General features: G+C 44.0%; 11 protein-coding genes. 9 read left to right on the forward strand and 2 right to left on the reverse strand.

Annotated features, from left to right (window positions below):
- Positions 1 to 68 precede the first annotated feature (68 nt).
- The 6 genes from BMW86_RS28550 (at position 69) to bshC (ending at position 12,765) form a co-directional block, all read left to right on the forward strand.
- Complete coding sequence (locus BMW86_RS28550) at positions 69 to 1,481, forward strand: glycogen synthase (protein ID WP_089786698.1); 1,413 nt, start codon at positions 69 to 71, stop codon at positions 1,479 to 1,481.
- Between the two features lie 27 nt (positions 1,482 to 1,508).
- Positions 1,509 to 2,780 carry a glucose-1-phosphate adenylyltransferase gene (locus tag BMW86_RS28555; protein WP_089786701.1) on the forward strand — a complete coding sequence of 424 codons (1,272 nt, stop codon included), beginning with the start codon at positions 1,509 to 1,511 and terminating at the stop codon, positions 2,778 to 2,780.
- Between the two features lie 206 nt (positions 2,781 to 2,986).
- Complete coding sequence (locus tag BMW86_RS28560) at positions 2,987 to 4,588, forward strand: hypothetical protein (RefSeq protein ID WP_089786702.1); 1,602 nt, start codon at positions 2,987 to 2,989, stop codon at positions 4,586 to 4,588.
- Positions 4,589 to 4,608: 20 nt separating this feature from the next.
- The gene (locus BMW86_RS28565) at positions 4,609 to 8,052 is read left to right on the forward strand and encodes a hypothetical protein (protein ID WP_089786705.1); all 3,444 of its coding nucleotides are present in this window, start codon (positions 4,609 to 4,611) and stop codon (positions 8,050 to 8,052) included.
- Between the two features lie 255 nt (positions 8,053 to 8,307).
- Positions 8,308 to 10,941 (forward strand): DUF6055 domain-containing protein, encoded by a 2,634-nt coding sequence (locus tag BMW86_RS28570; protein ID WP_089786707.1) that lies wholly within the window; start codon positions 8,308 to 8,310, stop codon positions 10,939 to 10,941.
- 228 nt (positions 10,942 to 11,169) lie between these two features.
- Complete coding sequence (gene bshC / locus BMW86_RS28575) at positions 11,170 to 12,765, forward strand: bacillithiol biosynthesis cysteine-adding enzyme BshC (RefSeq protein WP_089786710.1); 1,596 nt, start codon at positions 11,170 to 11,172, stop codon at positions 12,763 to 12,765.
- Here bshC and BMW86_RS28580 read toward each other — a convergent pair.
- On the reverse strand, positions 12,753 to 14,984 hold the full coding sequence (locus BMW86_RS28580; RefSeq protein WP_089786712.1) for an FUSC family protein: 2,232 nt from the start codon (positions 14,982 to 14,984) through the stop codon (positions 12,753 to 12,755). The two genes, bshC and BMW86_RS28580, sit on opposite strands and share 13 nt — an antisense overlap.
- Before the next feature lie 288 nt (positions 14,985 to 15,272).
- On the opposite strand from BMW86_RS28580, the gene smc reads away from it, so the two are divergent.
- Positions 15,273 to 18,803 (forward strand): chromosome segregation protein SMC, encoded by a 3,531-nt coding sequence (smc, locus tag BMW86_RS28585; RefSeq protein ID WP_089786714.1) that lies wholly within the window; start codon positions 15,273 to 15,275, stop codon positions 18,801 to 18,803.
- Positions 18,804 to 18,832: 29 nt separating this feature from the next.
- Positions 18,833 to 19,228: a DUF4259 domain-containing protein gene (locus BMW86_RS28590; protein ID WP_089786717.1), complete on the forward strand. Its 396-nt coding sequence runs from the start codon at positions 18,833 to 18,835 to the stop codon at positions 19,226 to 19,228.
- 342 nt (positions 19,229 to 19,570) lie between these two features.
- Here BMW86_RS28590 and BMW86_RS28595 read toward each other — a convergent pair whose 3' ends face one another.
- On the reverse strand, positions 19,571 to 20,833 hold the full coding sequence (locus BMW86_RS28595; protein ID WP_089786719.1) for a NupC/NupG family nucleoside CNT transporter: 1,263 nt from the start codon (positions 20,831 to 20,833) through the stop codon (positions 19,571 to 19,573).
- A gap of 215 nt (positions 20,834 to 21,048) precedes the next feature.
- Here BMW86_RS28595 and BMW86_RS28600 point away from each other — a divergent pair, with 215 nt between their 5' ends.
- Positions 21,049 to 23,301: a DUF7133 domain-containing protein gene (locus tag BMW86_RS28600; protein ID WP_089786721.1), complete on the forward strand. Its 2,253-nt coding sequence runs from the start codon at positions 21,049 to 21,051 to the stop codon at positions 23,299 to 23,301.
- The last annotated feature ends 11 nt before the right edge of the window (positions 23,302 to 23,312 follow it).

A 23,312-nucleotide genomic window follows, 5' to 3' on the forward strand; every position in this document is an offset into this window, starting at 1 on the left:
AAATTGGACATTTCTTTGTAATATGCTTTTTCCAAGGTAATTTGAAGAAACAGACATAACAGATAAGCATGGAGATTTTACACGTTAGCGCAGAATGTTATCCGATAGCAAAGGTTGGAGGATTAGCCGATGTGGTGGGCGCATTACCCAAGTACCAGACCCAGGCGGGCTGTGTGACAAAGGTGGTAATGCCCGCATACAAGACCAGGTTTTTTGCCACACATGAATTCGAACTGGTCCACCAGGGAGGTACATGGCTGGGGCACGACTGGTACCACGTCAATGTATGGAAGGAAGAACACAATACCCTTGGATTTGATCTGTATCTCCTGGATATTCCGGGATTGCTTGACAAGGAAGGTGTTTACGGACACTGGAATGATACAGAACGTTTCCTGGCATTCCAGGTAGGAGTGCTGGACTGGCTGAATGAATGGTCGCATCACCCGGATGTTATTCATTGCCATGATCATCATACAGGGCTGATCCCTTTTATGGTCAGCTATGCACACAAGTATGAACGTTTAAGGAGTATCGCAACAATATTAACGATACATAATGCCCAGTACCAGGGCCAGTTTGGATGGGACCAGTTATACCGCTTACCGGGATTTGATCTCTGGAAGGCAGGTCTGCTGGGATGGGAAGGAGCGATTAACCCGCTGGCAGCAGCTATCAAATGCGCCTGGCGTTTTACTACAGTATCTCCCAGTTACCTGGAAGAGCTGTACACCAATGCCAATGGCCTGGAAACGCTGTTAAGCAGTGAAAGGAGTAAAGGTGTGGGTATCCTGAACGGTATTGATACCATAGTCTGGGACCCGGCAACAGATCCTATGCTGCCTGTCAACTATGACGAGCTTACATTTTTGAAAGCAAAAGAGAAAATAAAACAGCAACTTTGTGAAGAGTTTGACCTCGACCCCTCATTGCCATTAATCTCATTTATCGGCAGACTGGTAGGAGATAAAGGTGGTGATCTGTTACCTGAGATCATAGGACGTTCAATCTTTGAGCAACATAATCAAGTTAACTTTTTAGTGTTAGGCAGCGGCGATCCCCACGTAGAATGGTCGTTACAGCAAACAAAGATTTATACAGGCAAGAATTTCAATGTGCAGTTTGGATATAATGAAGGATTAGCTCACCGTATTTATGCGGGTAGTGATTTCCTGCTGATGCCTTCCAGGGTAGAACCCTGTGGGCTGAACCAGATGTATGCATTGCGTTACGGTACAATACCCATTGTTCGCAGTACCGGCGGATTAAGAGATACAGTCGTTGATTTTGGTGACCCCGGTGGATTTGGAATCCGGTTTATACAGCCTGCGGCATGGGACGCCTGCAGTGCAATAGCCAGAGCAATGGTGCTGTATAACAATAACTCCCTGTTCCAGGAAATAAGGGAATACTGCATGCAACTGGATCATTCCTGGGATAGTGCCGCAGAAGAATATCTGAAATTGTATAATAGTTTGTAAGAAAAACTGAAACAAAAGAATCAATATATGTCTAACGCAGTTATCTCCCTTATCTTAGGTGGCGGCTCCGGCACCCGCTTATACCCCTTAACACGGCGCCGGTCAAAACCCGCCGTACCAGTAGCTGGTAAATACCGCCTGGTGGATATTCCCGTTTCTAATTGTTTAAATGCAGATATGAACCGCATATTTGTACTAACACAATTTAACTCAGCGTCGCTGAATAAACATATCAAAAACACGTATTCATTCAGTCATTTCAGCAAGGCCTTTGTGGATATCCTGGCGGCAGAACAAACGCCTGATAACCCCACCTGGTACCAGGGAACGGCGGATGCAGTGCGTCAGTGCCTTCATCATATCGAAAACTTTGAGTACGAATATGTACTGATCCTTTCCGGCGACCAGCTATACCAGATGGACTTCCGCGAAATGTTACAGCATCATATCGAATCTCAGGCAGAAGTATCTATCGCTACCATCCCGGTTACCGCGAAAGATGCATCTGATTTCGGTATCCTGAAAACAGATAATAAAGGCATGATTACTTCCTTCACCGAAAAACCGAAACAGGATGCATTAGGCCCATGGTCTTCTCCTGTTAGTGAAGAGATGCAGCAGGAAGAGCGGAACTACCTGGCCAGTATGGGTATCTACATCTTCAGCCGTCAAACGCTGTATGATCTGCTCAATGACCAGGCAGCTGCTACCGACTTTGGTAAAGAGCTGATTCCGTATGCGATCAATGCAGACATGAAAGTGGTGAGTTACCAGTACACCGGTTACTGGACAGACATTGGAAATATCAGTTCTTTCTGGGAAGCTAACCTGGGCCTCACAGACGAGATCCCTAAGTTTAATCTTTTTGATGAATCAAAAACGATTTATACCCGTGCACGTATGCTACCACCGGCAAAGATTTCCGGTACACTGAAGAACACCATCATCTCTGATGGCAGTATCATTTCAGACAGTTACCTGGAACGTTGTGTGGTAGGATTACGTACACGTATAGGCAGTGGTTCTACCATCACCAACAGCTACGTAATGGGCAGTGATTATTACCAGACACTGGAAGATCTTGCTCGCGCCAAAGCCAAAGGAAATCCGCCTATCGGTATTGGTAATAACTGCCGGATCAACAATGCCATCGTAGATAAAAACTGCAGCATTGGTAACAATGTAGAAATCAATGTAGGCGAGCGCTTGCCGGATGGTGACTACGAATTATACGCCGTAAAAGACGGCATCGTGGTAGTGAAAAACGGGGTAGTAGTGCCGGACGGATATGTGATCTAAATACAACAATATGTTTTTTTGAGAGGCTGTTTCAGATTGCTGAAACAGCTTTTTTTTTAGTCATATAATGTAAAAAGAATTTGTACATTTATCAACGTTACTCTTTTACCTCACGTCAAAATTTTTGTGAATGTTAACCTTGTAGAAATATCCTCATCAGTATATCATTTTAATTTACCCTATTTCTTCATTTTAAATTTAATCTTATGGGACTCAGTCAGATTAGTCTTACTAATTATGATATGGTTGTTGCTGTGACTCAAACTGCCCTGAATGAAACATTGACCGAATATCTGTATGGATTGGATAAAACGGTTGCCCTCTATTTCAATGTAGATGATAACGGTAATTATATCCCCGCTCCCGATCCATCTACGGCCAATTATACCTTTACCGGTACGTTGGGTTATACATTAGATAGTGAGGGGCATCCGGTGGATATAGTACAGTTGTATACGGATATAGGGAACCAGACCATATTGTACAATATTACGTTCAACAATGCCACTTTTTCATCCACTGTTGCGCCTGGGTTCAGTATCTCCCAGGTTGAAGGTACACCCTGGGTAATCCAGTTTGCAGTGAGCCTGGCAACTGCCGAAGTAGATACTCCTGACGCACCGGCTGCTGTACAATCAGCTGTCAGCAAACTGAATAATTTTTCTTTTGTCATTCAGCAGCTTTATATAGACCTCAATACCGCCAATTATGATACTTATACAGGAATTGAAGGATTGACCGGTTCGGAGGAAAATATTCTGGCAGGAATCATGCAAGTATACCTGGCGTCACTTCAGCAATCAGGGGGAATCATTTTTGGATATACCGTTCAGCAAGTAGCTAAGATGGATTACACACCTACTTTCATACCTACCTCACTGGAATTTTGTGTAATGCCTTATACGGATGCTAACGGTAATTATTCTAATCCGGGTCTGGATACACTTACTTACCTGGTGATGTTTAATAATAATCCGTTGCCTGCAACTCCTCCTGTTACACTGGGATTTAATTTTGTGGATGATGAAACTGTGCAGGGAGCAATGGCCATCCGGCAGGACCTTTATACCAATTTCCTTTTGTCAGAATTGAATCCTATACTACAAGGTCTTTCCCCAGTGGCTTATGTTAGTCTTAGTTGCGATGCTGCTATTGATGACCAGACTATGCAGCTTAATGCCGGATCGCCGGGTTTTTTTACGGCAGTTACTCCATCAGCAGGTAATAATAATGTCGTTGCGCAATATTCTTATACTTCGCCTACTGCCAATGTTGCAAAAACATGTTTCGGAGGTGATCTGGGTGCAACGCTTACCTACACCATGAACTGTTCGCTGGCATTCAATGGCACTGCAGCTACGCTTTCAGGAGCAATCACTATTTCGGCCGATTCACAACAGTCAGATCAGAATGGCAATCTGCTGGACCTTTCCATGCCGCCAACAACTTATAACTGGAGCGTAGATATTGCACTACAGATGGACCTCACCAATAGCGGCCAGTTAGACCTTGTATTACAGAATGAGAATTTTAATAGTGCCCCCGTAGTGCAGCAACAAGATCAATCTGCCTGGGATAAATTCTGGGGTGCGGTGGCAGGTGCTTTTCAGGAATTCGCTTCGAATCTTGGTAATCTGCGAACAACCACCCAGTCCTCTATTGTTGATAATATACAACCCAGTCTCACTGTTGCTATCCAGTCGGCCAACCACTTTGTATTTCCCGCGGGTAATACTTTTGTGTTTTCAAATCCACAGTTCAGTGCTACCTGCGATCTTGTATCGGATATCACTTACCTGGCTCCCTGAATTATTTAAACCCTATTAACATGTATAACCTCACTACATCTACCGCATTGATGAAAAATCAGAAAGCGGCACAAGTACTTTCTGATCAGTCCTTATTTTCGGTATTACAGAATTCACAGGGGCAATCTCTGTTCTTTTCTATAGGAGACGATGCTATTCTTTACCTGAGTGCAGAACAGGATAATGCGACTACAGGCTGGACACCTATAGACCTTACCACAGAACTGGCTGCGGATTATACCGGCAAAACGGTCACTGCAAAAACTTTTGTGGTGTCCCAGGATGCTACAACAGGAGATATCCTGATCCTGCAGGCTATCCATGTGGCAGAAGACAATGCCGATTACCTGTATATGCTGTCCGGCCTTTCCAATGCGCCTGATGCTGCCTGGTTGACTGCTTCTTCTAACAGAAGCTGGACTGCCCGTCTTTATGATGATACTGCGGACCCGGTGAGTAACACGGATATTGCATATATTAATATTGCACTGAACCAGGACCCTATACAGGCACCTTATGTAATTGTTGGTTTGCAGGACCAGGCCACTACATTTATTCAAAATTATGTAGTCAGTATTGATCCCACCACAACAACAGGAATATGGACAAAGTATGAAACAGCTGAGAACTATGACCAGCTGTATGGAATGGCAATTGGAAAAGCCCAGGCGGCGATGTTTGCGGGTTTGTACGAATTATATACACTCAATGATAATACATCACTGACTTTTACCCCTTTAAAATCTGTTTTCGGTCCTCCGGATATTATCAAACTCACGCCTCCGGATGGTGCTACTGCGATTGCAACAATGCCTCCGGACAGTTCCGGCAATACGAATCTGTATGTAGCAGGTACAGGCGCTATTTACCTGTTTTCACCAGATCAGCAGCTGAATGATGCAACAGGTACTGCTGTCATCACTAATGACCTTATTGTAGGTGTTGAATACTTTAAAGTGCATCAGTCAGGAAACCAGGTGACGCTCTGGGGAAAGGATAATGAAGGGACCGTCTTTTATAGCCGCTGTGATGTTGACAACCAGACAGATCCCGGCTCATGGTCCTGTCCGTTGCCATTGCTGGTTCAAGTGGAGCAACTGGCTTCCCTGCTGGACATTCAGACGCAATCCAGTGTGCTGTACGCGCATACCACTGGTCAGTCGCTGGTTAAGCTGATCCAGGATGCAGTAACCACGCAATGGAGCAGCCAGTCTATCTTACTGCCTGCATTGAGTACAAGTGATATTTATGAGTATTATGCGTTTACGACCACGCTTAAAGTAACCGATGATAATAATTTGCCTATCGGTGGGCAAGCGGTACAAATAACAGCTACCAGCCCCTGTTCATTGTACATGGATAACCAGTATGTCACGCTTTTGCCCGACGTGCCATTAACCGTTACTTCCGATAGCACTGGTATGATCACTTTTGTGCAGGAGACACAAACACTGGGCGCTGTTTGTTATAATTTTCAGCAGGACGATAACAGCTGGCTGAATGTGAACCCGATGAATAATATTGTTCAGAGCATGAGTGGCATCACTCAGGGAAGTGATCTCACAGCCGTGAACGTGACCGATGAATATGGGACCACCACACCACTGGTACCGTCTACCATTCCGGCTGATCAGGCAGATGCTGTTGCAAAGGGGATTGCTCAATTTGTCAGTACTGCACAAACACTTCCTCAGGATGGCTCCCTCCAATCCACAGGATCTTTCGCAGCATCAGAGGGCCTGGTATGGGGACTTTCTTTCGCGAATAACAGTATACAGTATTTTGAAGGTAGTTCTCAGTATGCAGCAGCAGGTATCATCCCGGCAAGCGACATAGGGAATGCTATCGAGGCTTTCGCAGGAGATATTTTTAAATGGCTGGAGAATGCTGTTGATGAAGTAGCACAATTCGTTGTAAAGGTGATCGATGGTGTTACCCATTTTTTTATAGAGATAGGGGATGCAGTATATCACTTCATCATGCAGTGTATCAATGATGTGGTACATGGTATCCAGTTCATTCTTAGCAAGATCGAAGCAGGGTTTGAAAAACTGGTACAGTGGGTTGGATTTATCTTTTCCTGGAGCGATATCATTCGTACGCATAATGTGCTGAAAAATATTTTTGCGCAATATTCACAGTACTGTGTAGACAATATCTCATCCTATAAACAAACCCTGCTCGATACTCTTAGTACTATTAATGAAGAGATAGATCAATGGGCTAATATCCCTGCAGTTTCGGATACCATAGCAGGGAGTAACGCATCATCTCCTTCGATGCCAGGAAAGGACAGTCCGCAGTCACATTGGGCATTATACCATACTAAAGGTAATGTGGCAGGTGCTTCCACAACTTTTGACGCTTCCTTTGATGGAGATGCACTGTCATTGATCATTGCAGATCTCTGCACTGCACTGGAAAATGAAGAACAGAATTTTGAAGATGTATTGGCTGCTTTAAAGACAGATGTGATTGACCAGATAGGCACATTATCGGCAAGTGAGCTGATTACAAATCTGCTGGGTATTATTGCCAATTTATTGATAGATACTGTTGGTAATATCATAGGCACAGTGATGGATATTATTGCAGCACTGGTGGCAGGTGTAGTGGAAGCACTGACAACACCACTCGATATCCCTGTCATTTCATATATCTATAATAAATTTACGGGCAATGACCTTACCCTGCTGGACCTTACCTGCCTGATTGTTTCTATTCCCGTAACCATTATTTATAAGCTGATCAAAGAGGCAACTCCTTTCCCGGATGATAGTTTTACTCAGTCCCTGATCGCTGCTACAGATTACACTACTATCCAGAATCTGTATGCTGGTGCCAGTAGTCTTGCAGTAGCAGATGATGATGGGGTAACACCGGTGCAGATCATTACTCTCACACTAGCTATCAGTGGTTATTTCGGATCAATAGCAATGATCATCATGACAGCAGTGAAAGCCGCCGCCCCGCAAAGCGCGGCAGTTTGTACGGTTTATGCGCTGGCTTATCTGCCTTATATTGCGCCTAACATTGCTATTACTAAACCCAGTACCCAGAAATGGTACGTAGATATGGATGAGATCATCACGGTTATCAGTGTGATTAAAACTTTTTCAGACATTACGCTGTATAAATATGATAAGAATGATCCCGAAGCAAGTCAAACCCTGGCTAAGTGGGCAAAGGCATCCCCTTATGTAGAACTGCTCATCAATGTGATATGGGAAATACCTACTATAGGCTTCATTGCTGATAACCAGGATGCGGGCACAGTGCTGGGATTTCTGGGTAATACTTCCTTTAATGTGAGTGGCATTTTATCACCATGGAGCGATACTGATTATGTAATGCTTGGTATCGTGATATTTATTGGTCTTTATGGTGAAATGATGCTGGTACAGGGGATGGTGAATTTTCCGGCTCCTTCTTCTGCTAAGTATCTTGCTACAAAAGAAGCTTAATAACCCATTTAAATTAAAAAGAGAAAGCTCCCAACCGGGGGCTTTCTCTTTTTAATTTGGATAATTTACAACTACAATAAGCCAATATCAGACAATAAAAAGGATTAAACATTTGTATTTTTACGTGTATAAATAAAAGTGAACAGCGAGCATAGAGCATAGAGGTACTCCCGATTAATTTATTCTTACCCCATTTGAAGCAGGTATTGTATTACCTGGTAACCTATTACTATTCGTACAAAAACAAAAAAACGTATGAGAAGACTATTACTTTTTTTTGCAGGCATTCTTATGTCTTGTTGTCTTTATGCCAAAACTGTTTACATCCCCAGCTATTGGGCTAATGACACCTATTTAAAGACCTGGTCATATTCAAGGTCTTACCAGTCTGCCAACTTCATTATCTTCTGGGGCAGTGCAGCCGGTACTAATCCTGCGGGAAATGCCAGCGGTAACAGTCTGCATTTTGTACCGCAGGTCATTTGTGATACACTGGAAAAAATTTATGCCAAGTATGTTACCGAGTTGAAATTTTGTTCTGACACATCTACCGTAAATCTTGGTAAATACAAGATTCCTATTGTGATGACTAATACCTGGGGAACAGGAGGGCCAGATGACTTTGCCTATGCCACCAACTTTGACAATGTGATCGGTGGAATGTTTGTAGACGCGAGTGCTACCCTGGACGGTGGTGTTACCAGTCATGAGTTCACGCACTGTTTACAGTTTATGATGGGTATTCAGGAGAATGTCAACAGCGGTGGCGCTTTCCAGAATAATGATCTCTGCGGTTTTTTCTTTGAAACACATGCTAATTTCATGCGGGCACAATTGTACCCCAATGTAGCCAGTTATGACCTGCCCAGATGGATTGGAACGGGAGCATTTCACTGGAGCAGCACACGCCACCACTATGATGCTTTTGACCTGTTGTTTTATATGCAACAAATAGATGGTATCAGTATGGTCAACCGGTTATGGAAAGAATCGCAGGCCAGTGAACATCCATTAATGACCTACAAAAGATTAAAAGGCTGGACGCAGACGCAGCTGAATAATTTTATCTATGACTATGCCAAACGGCAGGTAACATATGATTATACTGTAAACAATGTAGGAGCTATTCTCCGGGCGGAAAGGGACCGGCTCAAAGCGCAGGAACCACATTACCTCTGGCGGCAATACACAATGCTGAAACAGATCAGTGCCACCACCGGCCGGTATATTGTTTCAGATGCTTCCGCTCCACAGGATTATGGATTCAACATCATTCCGTTGTACACCACCTGTACCGGCAAGAATGTAACCATCAAGTTTAAAGGACATACAGAGGTGAATAGTACTGCCGGCTGGATGTATGGATTCGTAGCCACCAAAGCAGATGGAACAGTATCCCGTTATGGCGCTGTTAATACCGCTAATGAAAGCGAATTGTCCTTTCAGCTCAATGCTACAGAAACGCAATTATACCTGGTGGTGATAGGGGCACCTTCCACACATACTTCTTATGTATGGGAAGCAGGATGGCCCAGGATAAAACGCTATCCTTATGAATTGAGAATTGCCAATGCAGTACCCGAAGGATTCCAGACCGGATTCAGGTCGGAGTATAAAACAAGTGGTCATGCACACAGTAATGGTGGCGGTTGGGTAGCCAATACATCTACAGTAGCAGCTACGGCTTATGTAGGACCTAATGCCCTGGTACTGGGCAACAGCTCCGTTTCAGGTAATGCTGTTATAAATGGAACCGCCTGGGTGCAGGATGCTATTGTAACCGACAATGTTGTAATCAGTGGTAATGCCAATGTAACCCAGGGTACCTATGCAGGTTCCACCAGTATTACAGATAACGCAATCCTTAATAATGTAACTAGTTCCGGTAGTGCCATATTCAAACAGAATGCGCTGGAATTTGGCGGCACCTTTGGAGGTACAGTAGTTGTGGGTGGTGATGCAGAAGTAGTAGGTTGCACAACAGGAGTATATTTGCAGTCGCCCGATCCTCATACCGGTAACCAGCGAACAGACTGTGATGGCAAAGGGGCTTCTGACATTACCAATACCGACGTGAATAGTACCTATACTCAGTTTACAGATGCGCAGATGGCTTTCTCTACCACGCCCAATTGTAATGGTGCTCCCATAGCCGGAAAGATGTACCAGATCATCAATAAGAACAGCAGTAAAAGTCTGGGCATTCAGAGTGGATCTACTGCCAATAACGCTACCCTGGTACAGGCAACCTACCAGGCGGCCCTGTATCAGAAGTTTGTTGTAGACACTGCCGGTGGTGGTAGTTATTATAAATTAATTCCTCAGCATACCACGGGTAAAGTGCTTGATGTAAGTGGTAAGTCTACTGCCGATGGCGCCAGCATTATCCAATATACCTGGAGCTCTACCGCACAGAATCAGCAATGGACATTTGTGGATGCAGGTAGCGGATACTTCAATGTTAAATCAAGGTCCAGTGGTAAGTGCCTGGGTGTAGAATCTTCCGGCACGGGGGATAATGTAGCTGTCAAACAGTATACCTGTAGTACTACAGCTGCCAACCAGTTGTTTATGTTCTCGCAGGTCACGGCTATGTCTGCTGTGCGACTGGTACAGGAGGAAGCGTCAACGGCAGAAAATGCCTTATTGGTTTACCCAAACCCGGCCAGTACCAGCTTCACTGTAGTAGTGAATGCTTTTACTCCAAATGAAGATGTTTCCCTGAGCATTTATAACTTTCAGGGTGCATTAGTCATTAAGCGCGATATCAAAGACCAGCGTACAATCAACTTTCAGGTATCAGAGAGTGCGTTAAAAAACGGGGTCTATTTTATCAGGGCATCCGGGCAGACGAAGTCATATGTTCAGAGATTAGCTATTGTTCAATAAAGTTCAAAACGAGGTTGTCAAAAGTAATCTGATGGTACCCGAATAAAATCAGGTGAAAGTTACTTTTGACAATCTCTTTGAATTTACCATTCAACCCATATAAAGAATAACATAAAATGTTTTAAATCAATTATTTGTATTATATCAAGAAAGCATTCCTCTAATTCGTAATTGATCATTCGTAATTCATTCCCTACCTTCGTGCCTTCAAAAGATCAGAGAGAGTGTATGGAACAACCTGTAAGTAGTATCCCGTATAGCGACACCGGGTATTTTAATCAATTGGTCATAGATTTCCTGGCAGAACATCCACATTTACGTCCATTCTATACATATTCCCCGGTAAAGCCGTCGTTTGAGGATGTTATAAAGGCTAAAAAGGCCCATCCACAAGACAGGGAAACGCTGGTGGCTGCACTTGAACAGCAATATGAAGGATTAATTACCGAAGATGCAGTAAAGACCAATATCAGCAGCCTGCTGGATAAAAATACTTTTACCATAGTAACCGCACATCAGCCTAATATCTTCACCGGTTACCTCTACTTCGCTTATAAGATCCTCCAGACTATCAAACTGGCCCGTCAGTTAAAAGAACAATACTCTACCTATAATTTTGTACCCGTTTATTATATGGGCAGCGAAGATGCTGACCTGGATGAACTGGGACATGTATATATTGATGGTAAAAACATTGTATGGCCTACTTCCCAGCAGGGAGCCGTAGGACGTATGCAACCGGAAGGATTCGATGAGCTGATCAACAAGATAAAAGACGCATTAGGACATGGGGCTTATTCCGATGAGCTGATTACATTACTGCGTACTGCTTATCTTGAACATGAGAATATCCAGGATGCTACTTTATATTTAGTGAATGAGTTGTTTGGCCGTTACGGACTGGTAGTACTGGTACCGGATAGCCCGGCATTAAAGAGATTATTTATTCCGGTAATGCGGGATGAATTACTGCACCAGCAATCTTATAAGATTGTGAATGAGACAACAGAACGTTTATCTCAGCATTATAAAGTGCAGGCCAATCCCAGGGAGATCAACCTGTTTTACCTGACGGAAACCAGCCGTGAACGTATTGTTCGCATAGGAGATACCTGGAAGGTATTACATATGCCTGTAGAATTTACGGAAGTTACCCTGGAGAAAGAATTACAGGAGCATCCTGAAAGGTTTAGTCCGAATGTGATTCTGCGTGGATTGTTCCAGGAGACTATCCTGCCTAATATCGCCTTTATTGGTGGTGGTGGAGAGATCGCTTACTGGATAGAGTTGCAGGATTTGTTTACGCATTATAAAGTACCGTTCCCGGTGTTGTTGCTGCGTAATTCTTTCCTGCTGGTGAACAGTTTATCACAGCAGCGTTTACAAAAATTAAACCTGGATATTACAGATCTTTTCGGGGATGTGGAAGTCTTGATTAATCAGTTTGTACAGAAACATACCAATGCTTCTCTTGTGCTGAAAGATGAATATGCAGCGATAGAGAAATTGTTTGACGACCTGGTGGAGAAGGCACGTAATATAGATGTGACGCTGGAAGCAACGGTAGGCTCTGAGCGTAGCAAAGCAATAAAATCCATTGGTAAATTAGAACATAAATTCCTGAAGGCGGAGAAGAAGAAATTTGCCTGGCAAACGGAGCAGATCCGTACGCTGAAAGAGAAATTATTCCCGGCAGATTCTTTACAGGAGAGGAAAGAGAACTTTATGCCCTGGTATATACATCAGGGGCCTGCTTTCTTTGATTTAATCCTGGAGAAGCTGGACCCGTTATCAGATCAGTTTGGAATTATTTATAATGATTGATAGGTCTCCATCGTTTTCTTCATATCTTTTAATAAAGACAGGATAGCGTGTAACTGATCACGTACCTGTTTTGTTTCCAGCATTTCATCTCTTACAGGTGTATTGCCCTTTCCGAGATTCGTCTCTTCCTGCCTGCGCAGGTAAAGGTCTTCCAGTAATGTATCCAGTGTGGCAAATGCTTCTGTAACAGACGCAGGTACATCCGGTTTACAACCCGGTTCTGCCAGCATTTTCTCTATACAGGCAAAATATTCCAGGAGATTAGCGGTGATCAGTTTGTATTCCGGACGGGGATAATGTACGCCGTGCAACAACCCGTAATTAGCCAGTGCAGCGGTATGAGACATTAAAGAATGATTCAATACCACAAAATGATATACCTGTGAAGCATGTAACTGTTTACTCTTAGGTTCTGATAACATCCGCTGGAATGCAGACATCAGGTTCGCTGCACTTACATTCGTTTCTTTCCTCGCCAGCTTATAATCATTCATCACAAATTCCTGCTCCGTAAACAGGTGCATGACCTGCTTAAAATACTCACTATTATCCTTCACCATTTTGATCATATGCCCCGGCATATAGTTGTGCTCCCAACTGGGCCATAACAGCATGTTCGCAAGGAATGCAATGCCTCCGCCAATGAAAGTATCTATAACGCGCAGCCATACATACTGCAAATGCGCAGGATGCAGGAAATGTAATAAGAATACAATAAAAGGTGTCACAAAAAACACACTCACAGTATATTGCTGGGTCATAAAACTATATCCACCGAGGATACAGAATAACATGATCACAAAGATGACAGTATCATTAGAAGTAAGGTAGAGAACCCCCGCTGCAAATAAAGCCCCGGTAACAGTACCCACCAGACGCTGATAGCTGCGTTCCTTACTAATGCCAAAACCTGGTTTCAGGATGACGATGGTAGTAAGTAAGATCCAGTACACCCGGCTAAGGTGCAGGGCCTGCCCCAGCACATATCCCGTTAACGCCGCAAGACTTAATCTTATCGCATGCCGGAAAATATGCGACTTAAAAGTGAAGTTGGTCTGTAAAGGTTCAATATCATAACGGTTACGCGTAGTAAAACTGGCCAGTTCCAGCCTTGGATCGATAGAATCATCTTTGACTCTTTCCAGGCGGGTAAGGCGGTGCAGGTTGTACATGCGCTGCGCCATGTCCTGTAAATTATGCAGGATATTATTGAGTACAATCAGGCGGGAGCGTTCTTTCACCGTAGGCAGTGTCTGACGGATTTCATCCACAGCACGTTTTACTTTCTCTATTTCATAGCGTAGATTGGCTTTGGGTAGCGTACGTTGTCCCGCTGCCACGGCTTCTCCTATCAGTTGCAGTTCGTGGGCGAATTTCAGAATGAGACTGTGAAATTTATCAAGAATATTGTCATTATCAAAAGAGTCGTGCAGGGCGGTGTAATCTGTCTGAGAGGCCATGATCTGCTCCTGGAGATCCACGATATCCAGGAAAATAAGCACCATGCTTTTGTTGATACTGGTAGATCCCTGTTGAGCAGAACGGCGTTTTAATAACAGTTCGCGCACAAATTCCTGCTTTTCACTCACAATTACCTGTTGGGCCAATACCGCTTTGAAAGTATCTTCCAGATCTGCATTTTTCTCATAAAAGCCTGCGCGTACCTGTAAATATTTGGCTGTTTCGGTGATACATTCTGCCAGCATCTGCTGAACACTAAGATAAGGACGGATCTGCCAGAGGATAAGCGCCAGGAAACCATACCAGATACCACCTGCGGCTATCATACCACTGTGCAGCAGCGCCTGTGCAGGGGGAATTGGTTCTTCTCCCAGTATGGATACCATCACCAGCATACAGGCGATACCAATATTACCACCCCGGTTACCGTACACCAGCAGCATACCATTGGCAAAGCAGCAGGCCACTATCCAGCCCATCATGAGCAGGGGATAGGGCAGGATGAGGCTAGTACCCAACGCGGTGAAGAAGACGAAGCCTATAGCGGTTAAAATGCCATTTCGTTTATGTAAAGCCGTGCCCGGAACATCGGAAAGGGCAACAGCCAGCGCTCCAAGAGAGACAATGATACCCATGGGAAGGTCGCCCATGAGGGAAAATACGACGGAAGGTACTACTACGCTGATGGTAGTACGGAGGCCCGTACTGAAATGATAGCTGTAAATAAAATTCCTGACTTCCTGAATCCAATGCCGCATGTAAGTAAAAATATATGCAAAGTTAATTCAATTACAAATGAAGAATTACGCGTTAATAGTCATCGTTCTACACAATTTTTACCCCTCTGTGAATAATTAAATTATAATTCTCTGATAAAATACTGTTTTCTTTGGAGAAATAATTGGTAATAAATAGTTTTAAGACATTGATAATCATAATATTTTTCAGTTAAGAGCCATTAATATAGGTAGAACAGGGAAATCCTGGTCCTAAATCAAAGAAATCATAGTTATCTTTGACGGCTTAAAAAACAAAGCGAAGCGATTGTGCGTTTAAAAACATTAGAAATTAAAGGCTTCAAAAGTTTTGCTGACAAAACCGTCCTGCATTTTGACGAAGGGGTGACTGGTGTAATAGGACCAAACGGTTGCGGCAAAAGTAATATTATTGACTCGATCCGTTGGGTGATCGGAGAGCATAAGATCAGTAACCTGCGTTCTGAGAATCAGGCGGGGCTGGTGTTTAATGGCTCAAAAAGTCGTTCTGCCAGTGGTATGGCGGAAGTGAGCCTGACCTTCGAGAATACCCGCAATGTGCTGCCCACAGAGTTTACCACCGTTACCATTACCCGCAAATTTTATAAGAACGGCGATAGCGAATACCGCCTGAATGATGTAGCCTGCCGCTTAAAAGATATCCATAACCTGTTTATGGATACCGGGATAAGCACAGATTCCTACGCCATCATCGAGCTGGGTATGGTGGACGATATCATCAAAGATAAAGAGAACAGCCGCCGCCGTATGCTGGAACAGGCCGCCGGGATCTCTATCTATAAAACCCGTAAAAAGGAAGCTAAATCCAAACTGGATGCTACCGAGGGCGACTTAAACCGTATCGAGGACTTATTGTTCGAGATCAATAACAACCTCAAAACGGTAGAGAGCCAGGCCCGTAAAGCAGAACGTTTCTTCGAAATCAAGAAGGAATACCGCGAGATTAGTATAGAGCTGGCGAAAGCTGCCCTGGAAGGGTTTAACATTAATTTTAAAGAGCTGACAGATCAGCAGCAACAGGAAAGCGACCGCAAAACAGCGCTGGAAGCAGAAATTGCTACTGATGAGGCCAGCGTAGAAGAAGATAAACTACACTTTGTAGCCAAGGAAAGAGAACTGCAGGTATTGCAGAAATCATTCAACGAATTGATTTCCACCGTTCGTACCAAAGAGAATGATAAAAACCTGGCTACCCAGCAATTAACCTATTTAAAAGAAAGGGAAAAGAATATCAGCCAGTTCCTGAACAATGCCGAAGGGCAGTTGCAGGGCTTCAGCGATTCTATTGCCTTTACAGACAAACAGGTAGAAGAAGAACAGGAAGTGTTTGAGTCTTTACAGGATCAACTGGAAGGATTGACAGAAATGGTGGATGAAAAGAAAGAACTCTTCAACCAGAAGAAGCTTTCTTTGGAAAACCTGCGCCGCGATCAGCAGCAATGGCAACGCCAGCAGTTTGAAGCGGAGAAGAAAGTGGCCGTTGCTGATACTTCCGTGCAGAACCTGCAACGCGGTATCCAGCAGTTACAGGAAGAAAAGACAAACCGCCAGTTACAGATCTCCCAGCTGGAAGAAGAAAAACTGGGCTTACAGGATACCGTCACTGATAGTAAAGCCGACCTGGAAGATATGGTGGCTTTCCAGGAAGAGACCAAAGGCAAAATCCTCACTACACAGGGAGAGATTGAAGGGTTACGTGATAAACTGGTGAACGAGAACCGCTCATTAGACCAGAAAAAGAATGAGTACGACCTGTTAAAATCTTTAGTAGATAGCTTAGAAGGTTATCCGGAGAGTATCAAATTCCTTAAAAAGAATACCGACTGGAATAACAAGGCGCCTATCCTCAGTGATATTTTCTTCTGTAAAGAAGATTATCGTACCTGCGTGGAGAACCTGCTGGAACCTTACCTCAACTACTACGTAGTAAACAACGCAGCAGAGGCGATACAGGCTATCCGTCTGCTGGATGAAAACAAAAAAGGAAAGGCAAACTTTTTCATACTTGATCAGTTCAATCACCAGGGAGGGGCTTTATTTGCACCTCCGGGAACTATTTCCGCACTGGAAGTAGTGGAGATTGATGAACGTTACAAAGGTCTGGGTAACTACCTGCTGGCTAAAGTGTTTATCTCCGAAGATGTAAGCACACTGGAATTCGACAAACTGGTAGACCAGGATGTGCTGATCATAGAGAAGGGCGGTCGTATGCACCGTGGCAAATACAGCTTCAGTGGTGGTTCAGTAGGATTGTTTGAAGGGAAGAAACTGGGCCGTGCGAAGAACCTGGAGAAGTTAGACGAAGAGATCAAATCACTGGAAGCAGTGGTGGCCAGTCTGCGTGATCAGATCCAGGAGAAACATAACCAGGTGTTAGGCTACAACGGCCAGTTGAATGAGAACAAGATCAATACTGCCCGTGAGCGTATCAATCAGCTGAATAACCAGGTGTTTGGTTTACAGAACCGTATTGAGAACTTCCGCCTGCTGATAGAAACAGGTGATAAACGACTCGCAGAAATGCAGTTATCTCTGGAGACTAACCAGGAGAGTATTTCCGGGGTACGTGAAGAACTGGAAGATCTGAATGAGAAAGTACATGCCCTGCATGATAATATTATCTCAGCAGAGAAAGCAGCATCTGATGCTGAACAACAGTTTAACCAGTCGAACATACAGTTCAATAACCAGAACCTGCAGCATACCCGCCAGCAGAGTAAGGTACAGGCGTTAAAGCAGGAACTGGAATTCAAACGCAAACAATTATCTGATCTGCATGTACAGATCACCAGTAATAAATCGCAGTTAGAAGATGCGGTAGCGAATATTGCTGCTGCCCAGGATAAATTAAGTGATGCTGAAGAAGGATTGGTAGACCTGTTCCGTAAGAAAGAAGAAGAGGAGAAAGAGCTGAATGAAAAGGACCAGGAATATTACAACTTCCGTAACGTTTTACAGGAGAAGGAAACTACCTTGCGTGCGAAACAGCGTGCGAAAGATCAGTTGGAGCAGGCATTAACGGTGATCAAAGACAAGGTGAACGATCTCCGCTTACAGCTTTCTTCCATGAAGGAACGTCTGAGCGTAGAGTTTAAAGTGAACCTGGATGAGATCCTGGACGAGCAGCGTACTTCAACCTTACCGGTAGATGAGTTGCAGGGTAGCGCAGAGAGATTAAAGAAACGTTTAGAGAATATGGGTGAGATCAATCCTACAGCGATTGAAGCTTACCAGGAAATGAAGAAACGTTACGAGTTCATACTGGAGCAGAAGAACGATCTGGTAAGTGCCAAGGAGTCTCTGATGGCGACAATACAGGAAGTAGAGTCTACAGCTAACCAGAAATTCCTGGATACATTTAACCAGGTAAAAGAGAACTTTGCACGTGTGTTCAAGGCGTTGTTTACTGAAGAGGATGAGTGTGATATGATCCTGAATGATCCGGGTAATCTGGCTGATACCGGGATTGAGATCATCGCGAAACCAAAGGGTAAACGTCCGGCAGCGATTACGCAGCTGAGTGGTGGAGAGAAAACACTGACGGCAACAGCTTTGCTGTTCGCTATTTATTTAATCAAGCCGGCGCCGTTCTGTATCCTGGATGAGGTGGATGCGCCGCTGGATGATGCGAATGTGGGTAAGTTTACCAATATGATACGTAAGTTTTCAGACAACTCTCAGTTTATCATTGTAACGCACAATAAGCAGACGATGGCGTCCGTAGATGTGATTTATGGTGTAACCATGCAGGAGGCCGGCGTAAGTAAGCTGGTGCCGGTGGATTTCAGGAGTCTGAACTAAATTAGGAAACCAAACAAAAAATTAATATCATGGGCACATGGGGCACCAGGAACTTTGAGAACGACGGTTCACAAGATTGGATATTCGAAATGATGGAGAACAAGGATGGCGGCATGGTAGCCGACACCTTGCAATTCACAATTAACAAGGAAGGTCATCTGGACGCTTCCGAATGTGAAGATGCTTTGGCTGCTGCAGAGGTAGTAGCGGCACTGGCAGGTAAAGCCAGTGAAGATTTCCCGGAAGAACCACTTGAGAATCTGGATTCTCTGGACCTGCTTGCAGCGCCTGCGCTGAAGAAATTAGCTATTGCTGCAGTAGAGAAAATCAAGAATAATTCTGAAATGAAAGAACTCTGGACAGATGCTGGTGACGTGGATGCGTGGGTAGCTGTACTGGTAGATCTGCAGAAGAGATTAGACTAAACCTATTACGCTATAAATAGTGTTCCGCTTTATGTTCATTATGGAATGAACGTAAAGCGGAATTTGTTATTCGTATAAGTGATAGATTGAATAGGGGACTCCTAACGGAGTCGGTTTTGTTGTTTATTACATTATCTACAAACACGGGGCTCCTAACGGAGCCTATTATGTTTAGGGTAAATAGGTTTCTATTAACAGGGAGCTTTTAATGGAATCTATTATGTTTTGATATAAAACGTTTTCTACAAACGAAAGGCTCCGTTAGGAGCCCCGTGTTTGTAGAAAACGTTTTATCCTCCAAAATAGACTCCGTTAGGAGTCCCCTGTTTCAAATTTCTTTTATCAGATTAATATACCTGCGATAGTAGCCGACAGGTAAGATGCCAGTGTCCCACAGAACAGGGCTTTTAAACCCAGGCTGGCCAGGTCTGCACGTCTCTCTGGTGCAAGTACCCCAATACCACCTATCTGCATACCCACACTACTGAAATTCGCAAATCCGCAGATAGCGATACTTACTATCAGTAACCCTTTCTCCGTCATAATAGGAACCGACTTATCTGTAAGGTGTTTGAAGGCTACAAATTCGTTGATAGTAAGCTTCTGACCCAGCAGCGTAGCTACGTTATTCACATCACTGGCCGGTACGCCCATTGCCCAGGCAACAGGGTAGAAGAGCTTCCCAAAGATCCAGTTCAGACTCAGATCAAAATTAAGATGACAGAGGTGACCTATTTTTAACAGCCCCCAGTCGAGGAAAGCAATAAGGGCGATAAAACCGATGATCATAGCGATTACGTTCATGGCTATTTTGAAGCCATCGCTTGCACCATGAGTAATAGCATCTATCACATTTACATACTGGCTTTTTACTTCCAGCTTGATAGTATCCATGGTCATGCTTTTCTCTGTTTCAGGAAACACGATTTTGGCAATGACTAAGGCACCAGGTGCCGCCATAAGGCTGGCAGTGATCAATTTAGGCGCGAGGTCCAATCCTGCGGCAAGGCCCATGTTGGAATAGACCACCAGGATACCACCTGCTATACAGGCCAGACTTCCACTCATAGACGCCAGCAGTTCGCTTTTAGTCATGGAGTTCAGGTAAGGTCGTATCATTACCTGTGCTTCAATTTGTCCTACGAAGGCGCTGGCCACATTACTGAGCGCTTCTGCACCGCTTACCCGCATGATCACATTCATAGCGCGTGCGATCACCGCCACAATGCGCTGCATCACCCCAAAATGATAAAGGATGGCTACCAGTGAGCATACGAGAATGATAGCCGCTGTAACATTAAATGCAAAGACGAACCCGCCATTTACATAGTTGCCGATTGTACCGGGAGCCTGTTCTACGGCAATACCGCCGTATACAAAGGCTGCACCCTGGCTTGCAAATTGCTCCAGTTTACCCATTGCTTTCCCTAATTGCTGGAAAAACCAGAATACAGGTCCGACTTTAAAAACGAGCAGGGCGATCAATACCTGTAATGAAATTCCGCTGATCACCAGCCGGAAATTGATCTTTTTTCTATTGTTGGAGCATAAATAAGCTAGTCCCAGGATAAGAATAATACCGAAAATGCCCTGAAAGCGTCCCATAAGCCGAGTTAGATGATGGTAATTTGACGAAGATAAAAAAAAACTATGTTGAAATACGAATAAGTAAAGTAATCAATAGTACCTGGTGTATTTTATTGAAAACATGGGGCGCTGTTAGTCACCTATAATCAATTCAGCACGTATATCTACCACTCATAACTACCCTATTCATAATTCATATTTAATTTATATTTTGAGATTACAATCGATTGAAGATGAAATACCACGTTTATCTGCTGGGAGCTGTCTTATTAATGACCGCCTGTAAAGGAAAGCTACATACACACGCCACCGATTCACTGGCTATCAGGAAAAAATATGCAGTATCACCTGTCCTGGATGCTAAAACTGCCATTCAGCATATGGTTACCGAAAAAGGACTGGAAGTACAGTTAGTCGCTTCAGAACCGCTGGTAACCGTTCCCGTTGCCATGACCTTCGACGAAAAAGGCCGTATGTGGGTAGTGGAAATGACCGGTTACATGCCCGATACCGTAGGTACAGGAGAAGATATCCCCAACGGGAAAATAGTGATCCTGGAGGATACCAACAAAGACGGTGTAGCAGACTCCCGTAAAGTATTCCTGGATTCCCTGGTATTACCCAGGGCCATCTGTTTGCTGGAAAACGGGGTATTAATAGCAGAACCACCCAAACTCTGGTTTGTAGAAATAGATAATGACAAGCCAGGCAAACGTACCCTGGTAGATGATAAATATACAGAAGGAGGAAATGTGGAGCATCAGCCCAACGGGCTGTTAAGGGCCATGGATAATTGGATCTACAATGCAAAATCTGATAAAAGATATAGAAAAGCAGGTGATAAATGGCTGAAAGAAGAAACCCACTTCCGCGGCCAGTGGGGACTGTCACAGGATAATTACGGAAGGCTTTTCTATAATAACAACTCAGAGAATGTATTGGGAGATTACTTCCCACCTGCACTAGGTGCTCATAACCCACAACAACGTAACGTTGCCGGTTACGATGAAAAGATAGTATCTGATAAAAGAGTATTCCCGATCAGGGCTACCACCGGTGTAAACCGGGGTTATATGAAAGGGATCCTGGACGATAGCCTGCGCTTAAATGAAATGACCGCCGCCTGCAGCCCGTTGGTATATAGAGGGCAACTGCTGGGCAAAGCATACGATAATAACGTGTTCGTAGCAGAACCTTCCGGTAATCTGGTTAAGCGTAACCTGATACAGGACAGCGGATATATCGTAAAAGGGAAGGAGGCATATCATAATAAGGAATTTCTGGCCAGCGACGACGAACGTTTCCGTCCGGTAAGCCTCTATGATGCTCCCGATGGGGCATTGTATGTAGTGGATATGTACAGGGGGATTATCCAGCATAAAACCTTCCTCACCCCTTATCTGAAAAGTGAAATTAAAAGCAGGAATTTAACGAACCCGCTCAACTGCGGACGTATCTACAGAATAGTACCGGCAAATACAAAAGTAACACCCGTACAACTGGAGAATGATCCACAGAAATTACTGGCTTCATTAAATAATAATAACGGGTGGATCAGGGATAAAGCACAACAGATGATCATCGATCATCATTATACCATATTAATTCCCGCCCTCAGAGAACGTCTGCAAAAAACAGACAGCATAAATGGACAGATGCATGCTTTATGGACACTGGAAGGATTGGGTGCTTTACATCTGACCGATATTCAGTTATTATTACAGCAGAAGAACCCTTATATACAGGCACAGGCATTAGCAGCATTACCTGCTGTCATTACGCCGGTTAATGGTGTGCAAATAGCTGAAGAACTGGCTCATTTAACACAGAATGTTTTCCTGGCGCCTTATGTGGCTTTGCTGTTACCGGTTTTACCTGCTAAACAGGCGGGCATCTTACAAACGGAATTAATAAAACATTACGCAAACGACAAGTATGTAGCAGATGCTATTATCAGTAATAACGCAGGTAAAGAAGCTGATTTACTGAAAGAGATGCCTGATACAACATTATTGATCGCAAAGAGACTGAAACTGGTATTAAAGAACATAGAAAGTCATAAGAATGAGAAGCTGACAGAAGGATTGAAGAAGATGTACCCGCGTGGTGCCGTAATATTTAAAACAGTATGCCAGACCTGCCATGGTGCAGATGGTAATGGTATACAGTCACTGGCTCCACCGCTGAACGAGTCGGGCATTGTAACCGGTGATAAACAAAGATTAATTTCCATCGTGCTATATGGGCTTACCGGACCAGTAGAGGTGGGAGGGAAGACATATAAAGCACCTGAGATAAGCGGAGATATGCCAGGAATAGGCAGTAATGATGAATATTCTGATAAAGATATAGCCCAGGTGCTGAGTTTCATTCGTAACTGCTGGAGTAACAAAGCTCCTGCCATCACGGAAAAAGAGATCCAGGATGTGAGGAAACAAAACAAAGGCAGACAAAAGTCTTTTACATTAAAGGAACTGAGTAAGTAACTCTGGGTGCA

It is taken from the genome of Chitinophaga sp. YR573 (assembly GCF_900110995.1).
GTDB lineage: Bacteria > Bacteroidota > Bacteroidia > Chitinophagales > Chitinophagaceae > Chitinophaga.

Coding starts and splice junctions, on each gene's coding strand:
- BMW86_RS28550 (WP_089786698.1), top strand. CDS start 69: ATGGAGATTTTACACGTTAGCGCAGAATGTTATCCGATAGCAAAGGTT.
- BMW86_RS28555 (WP_089786701.1), top strand. CDS start 1,509: ATGTCTAACGCAGTTATCTCCCTTATCTTAGGTGGCGGCTCCGGCACC.
- BMW86_RS28560 (WP_089786702.1), top strand. CDS start 2,987: ATGGGACTCAGTCAGATTAGTCTTACTAATTATGATATGGTTGTTGCT.
- BMW86_RS28565 (WP_089786705.1), top strand. CDS start 4,609: ATGTATAACCTCACTACATCTACCGCATTGATGAAAAATCAGAAAGCG.
- BMW86_RS28570 (WP_089786707.1), top strand. CDS start 8,308: ATGAGAAGACTATTACTTTTTTTTGCAGGCATTCTTATGTCTTGTTGT.
- bshC (WP_089786710.1), top strand. CDS start 11,170: ATGGAACAACCTGTAAGTAGTATCCCGTATAGCGACACCGGGTATTTT.
- BMW86_RS28580 (WP_089786712.1), bottom strand. CDS start 14,984: ATGCGGCATTGGATTCAGGAAGTCAGGAATTTTATTTACAGCTATCAT.
- BMW86_RS28590 (WP_089786717.1), top strand. CDS start 18,833: ATGGGCACATGGGGCACCAGGAACTTTGAGAACGACGGTTCACAAGAT.
- BMW86_RS28595 (WP_089786719.1), bottom strand. CDS start 20,833: ATGGGACGCTTTCAGGGCATTTTCGGTATTATTCTTATCCTGGGACTA.
- BMW86_RS28600 (WP_089786721.1), top strand. CDS start 21,049: ATGAAATACCACGTTTATCTGCTGGGAGCTGTCTTATTAATGACCGCC.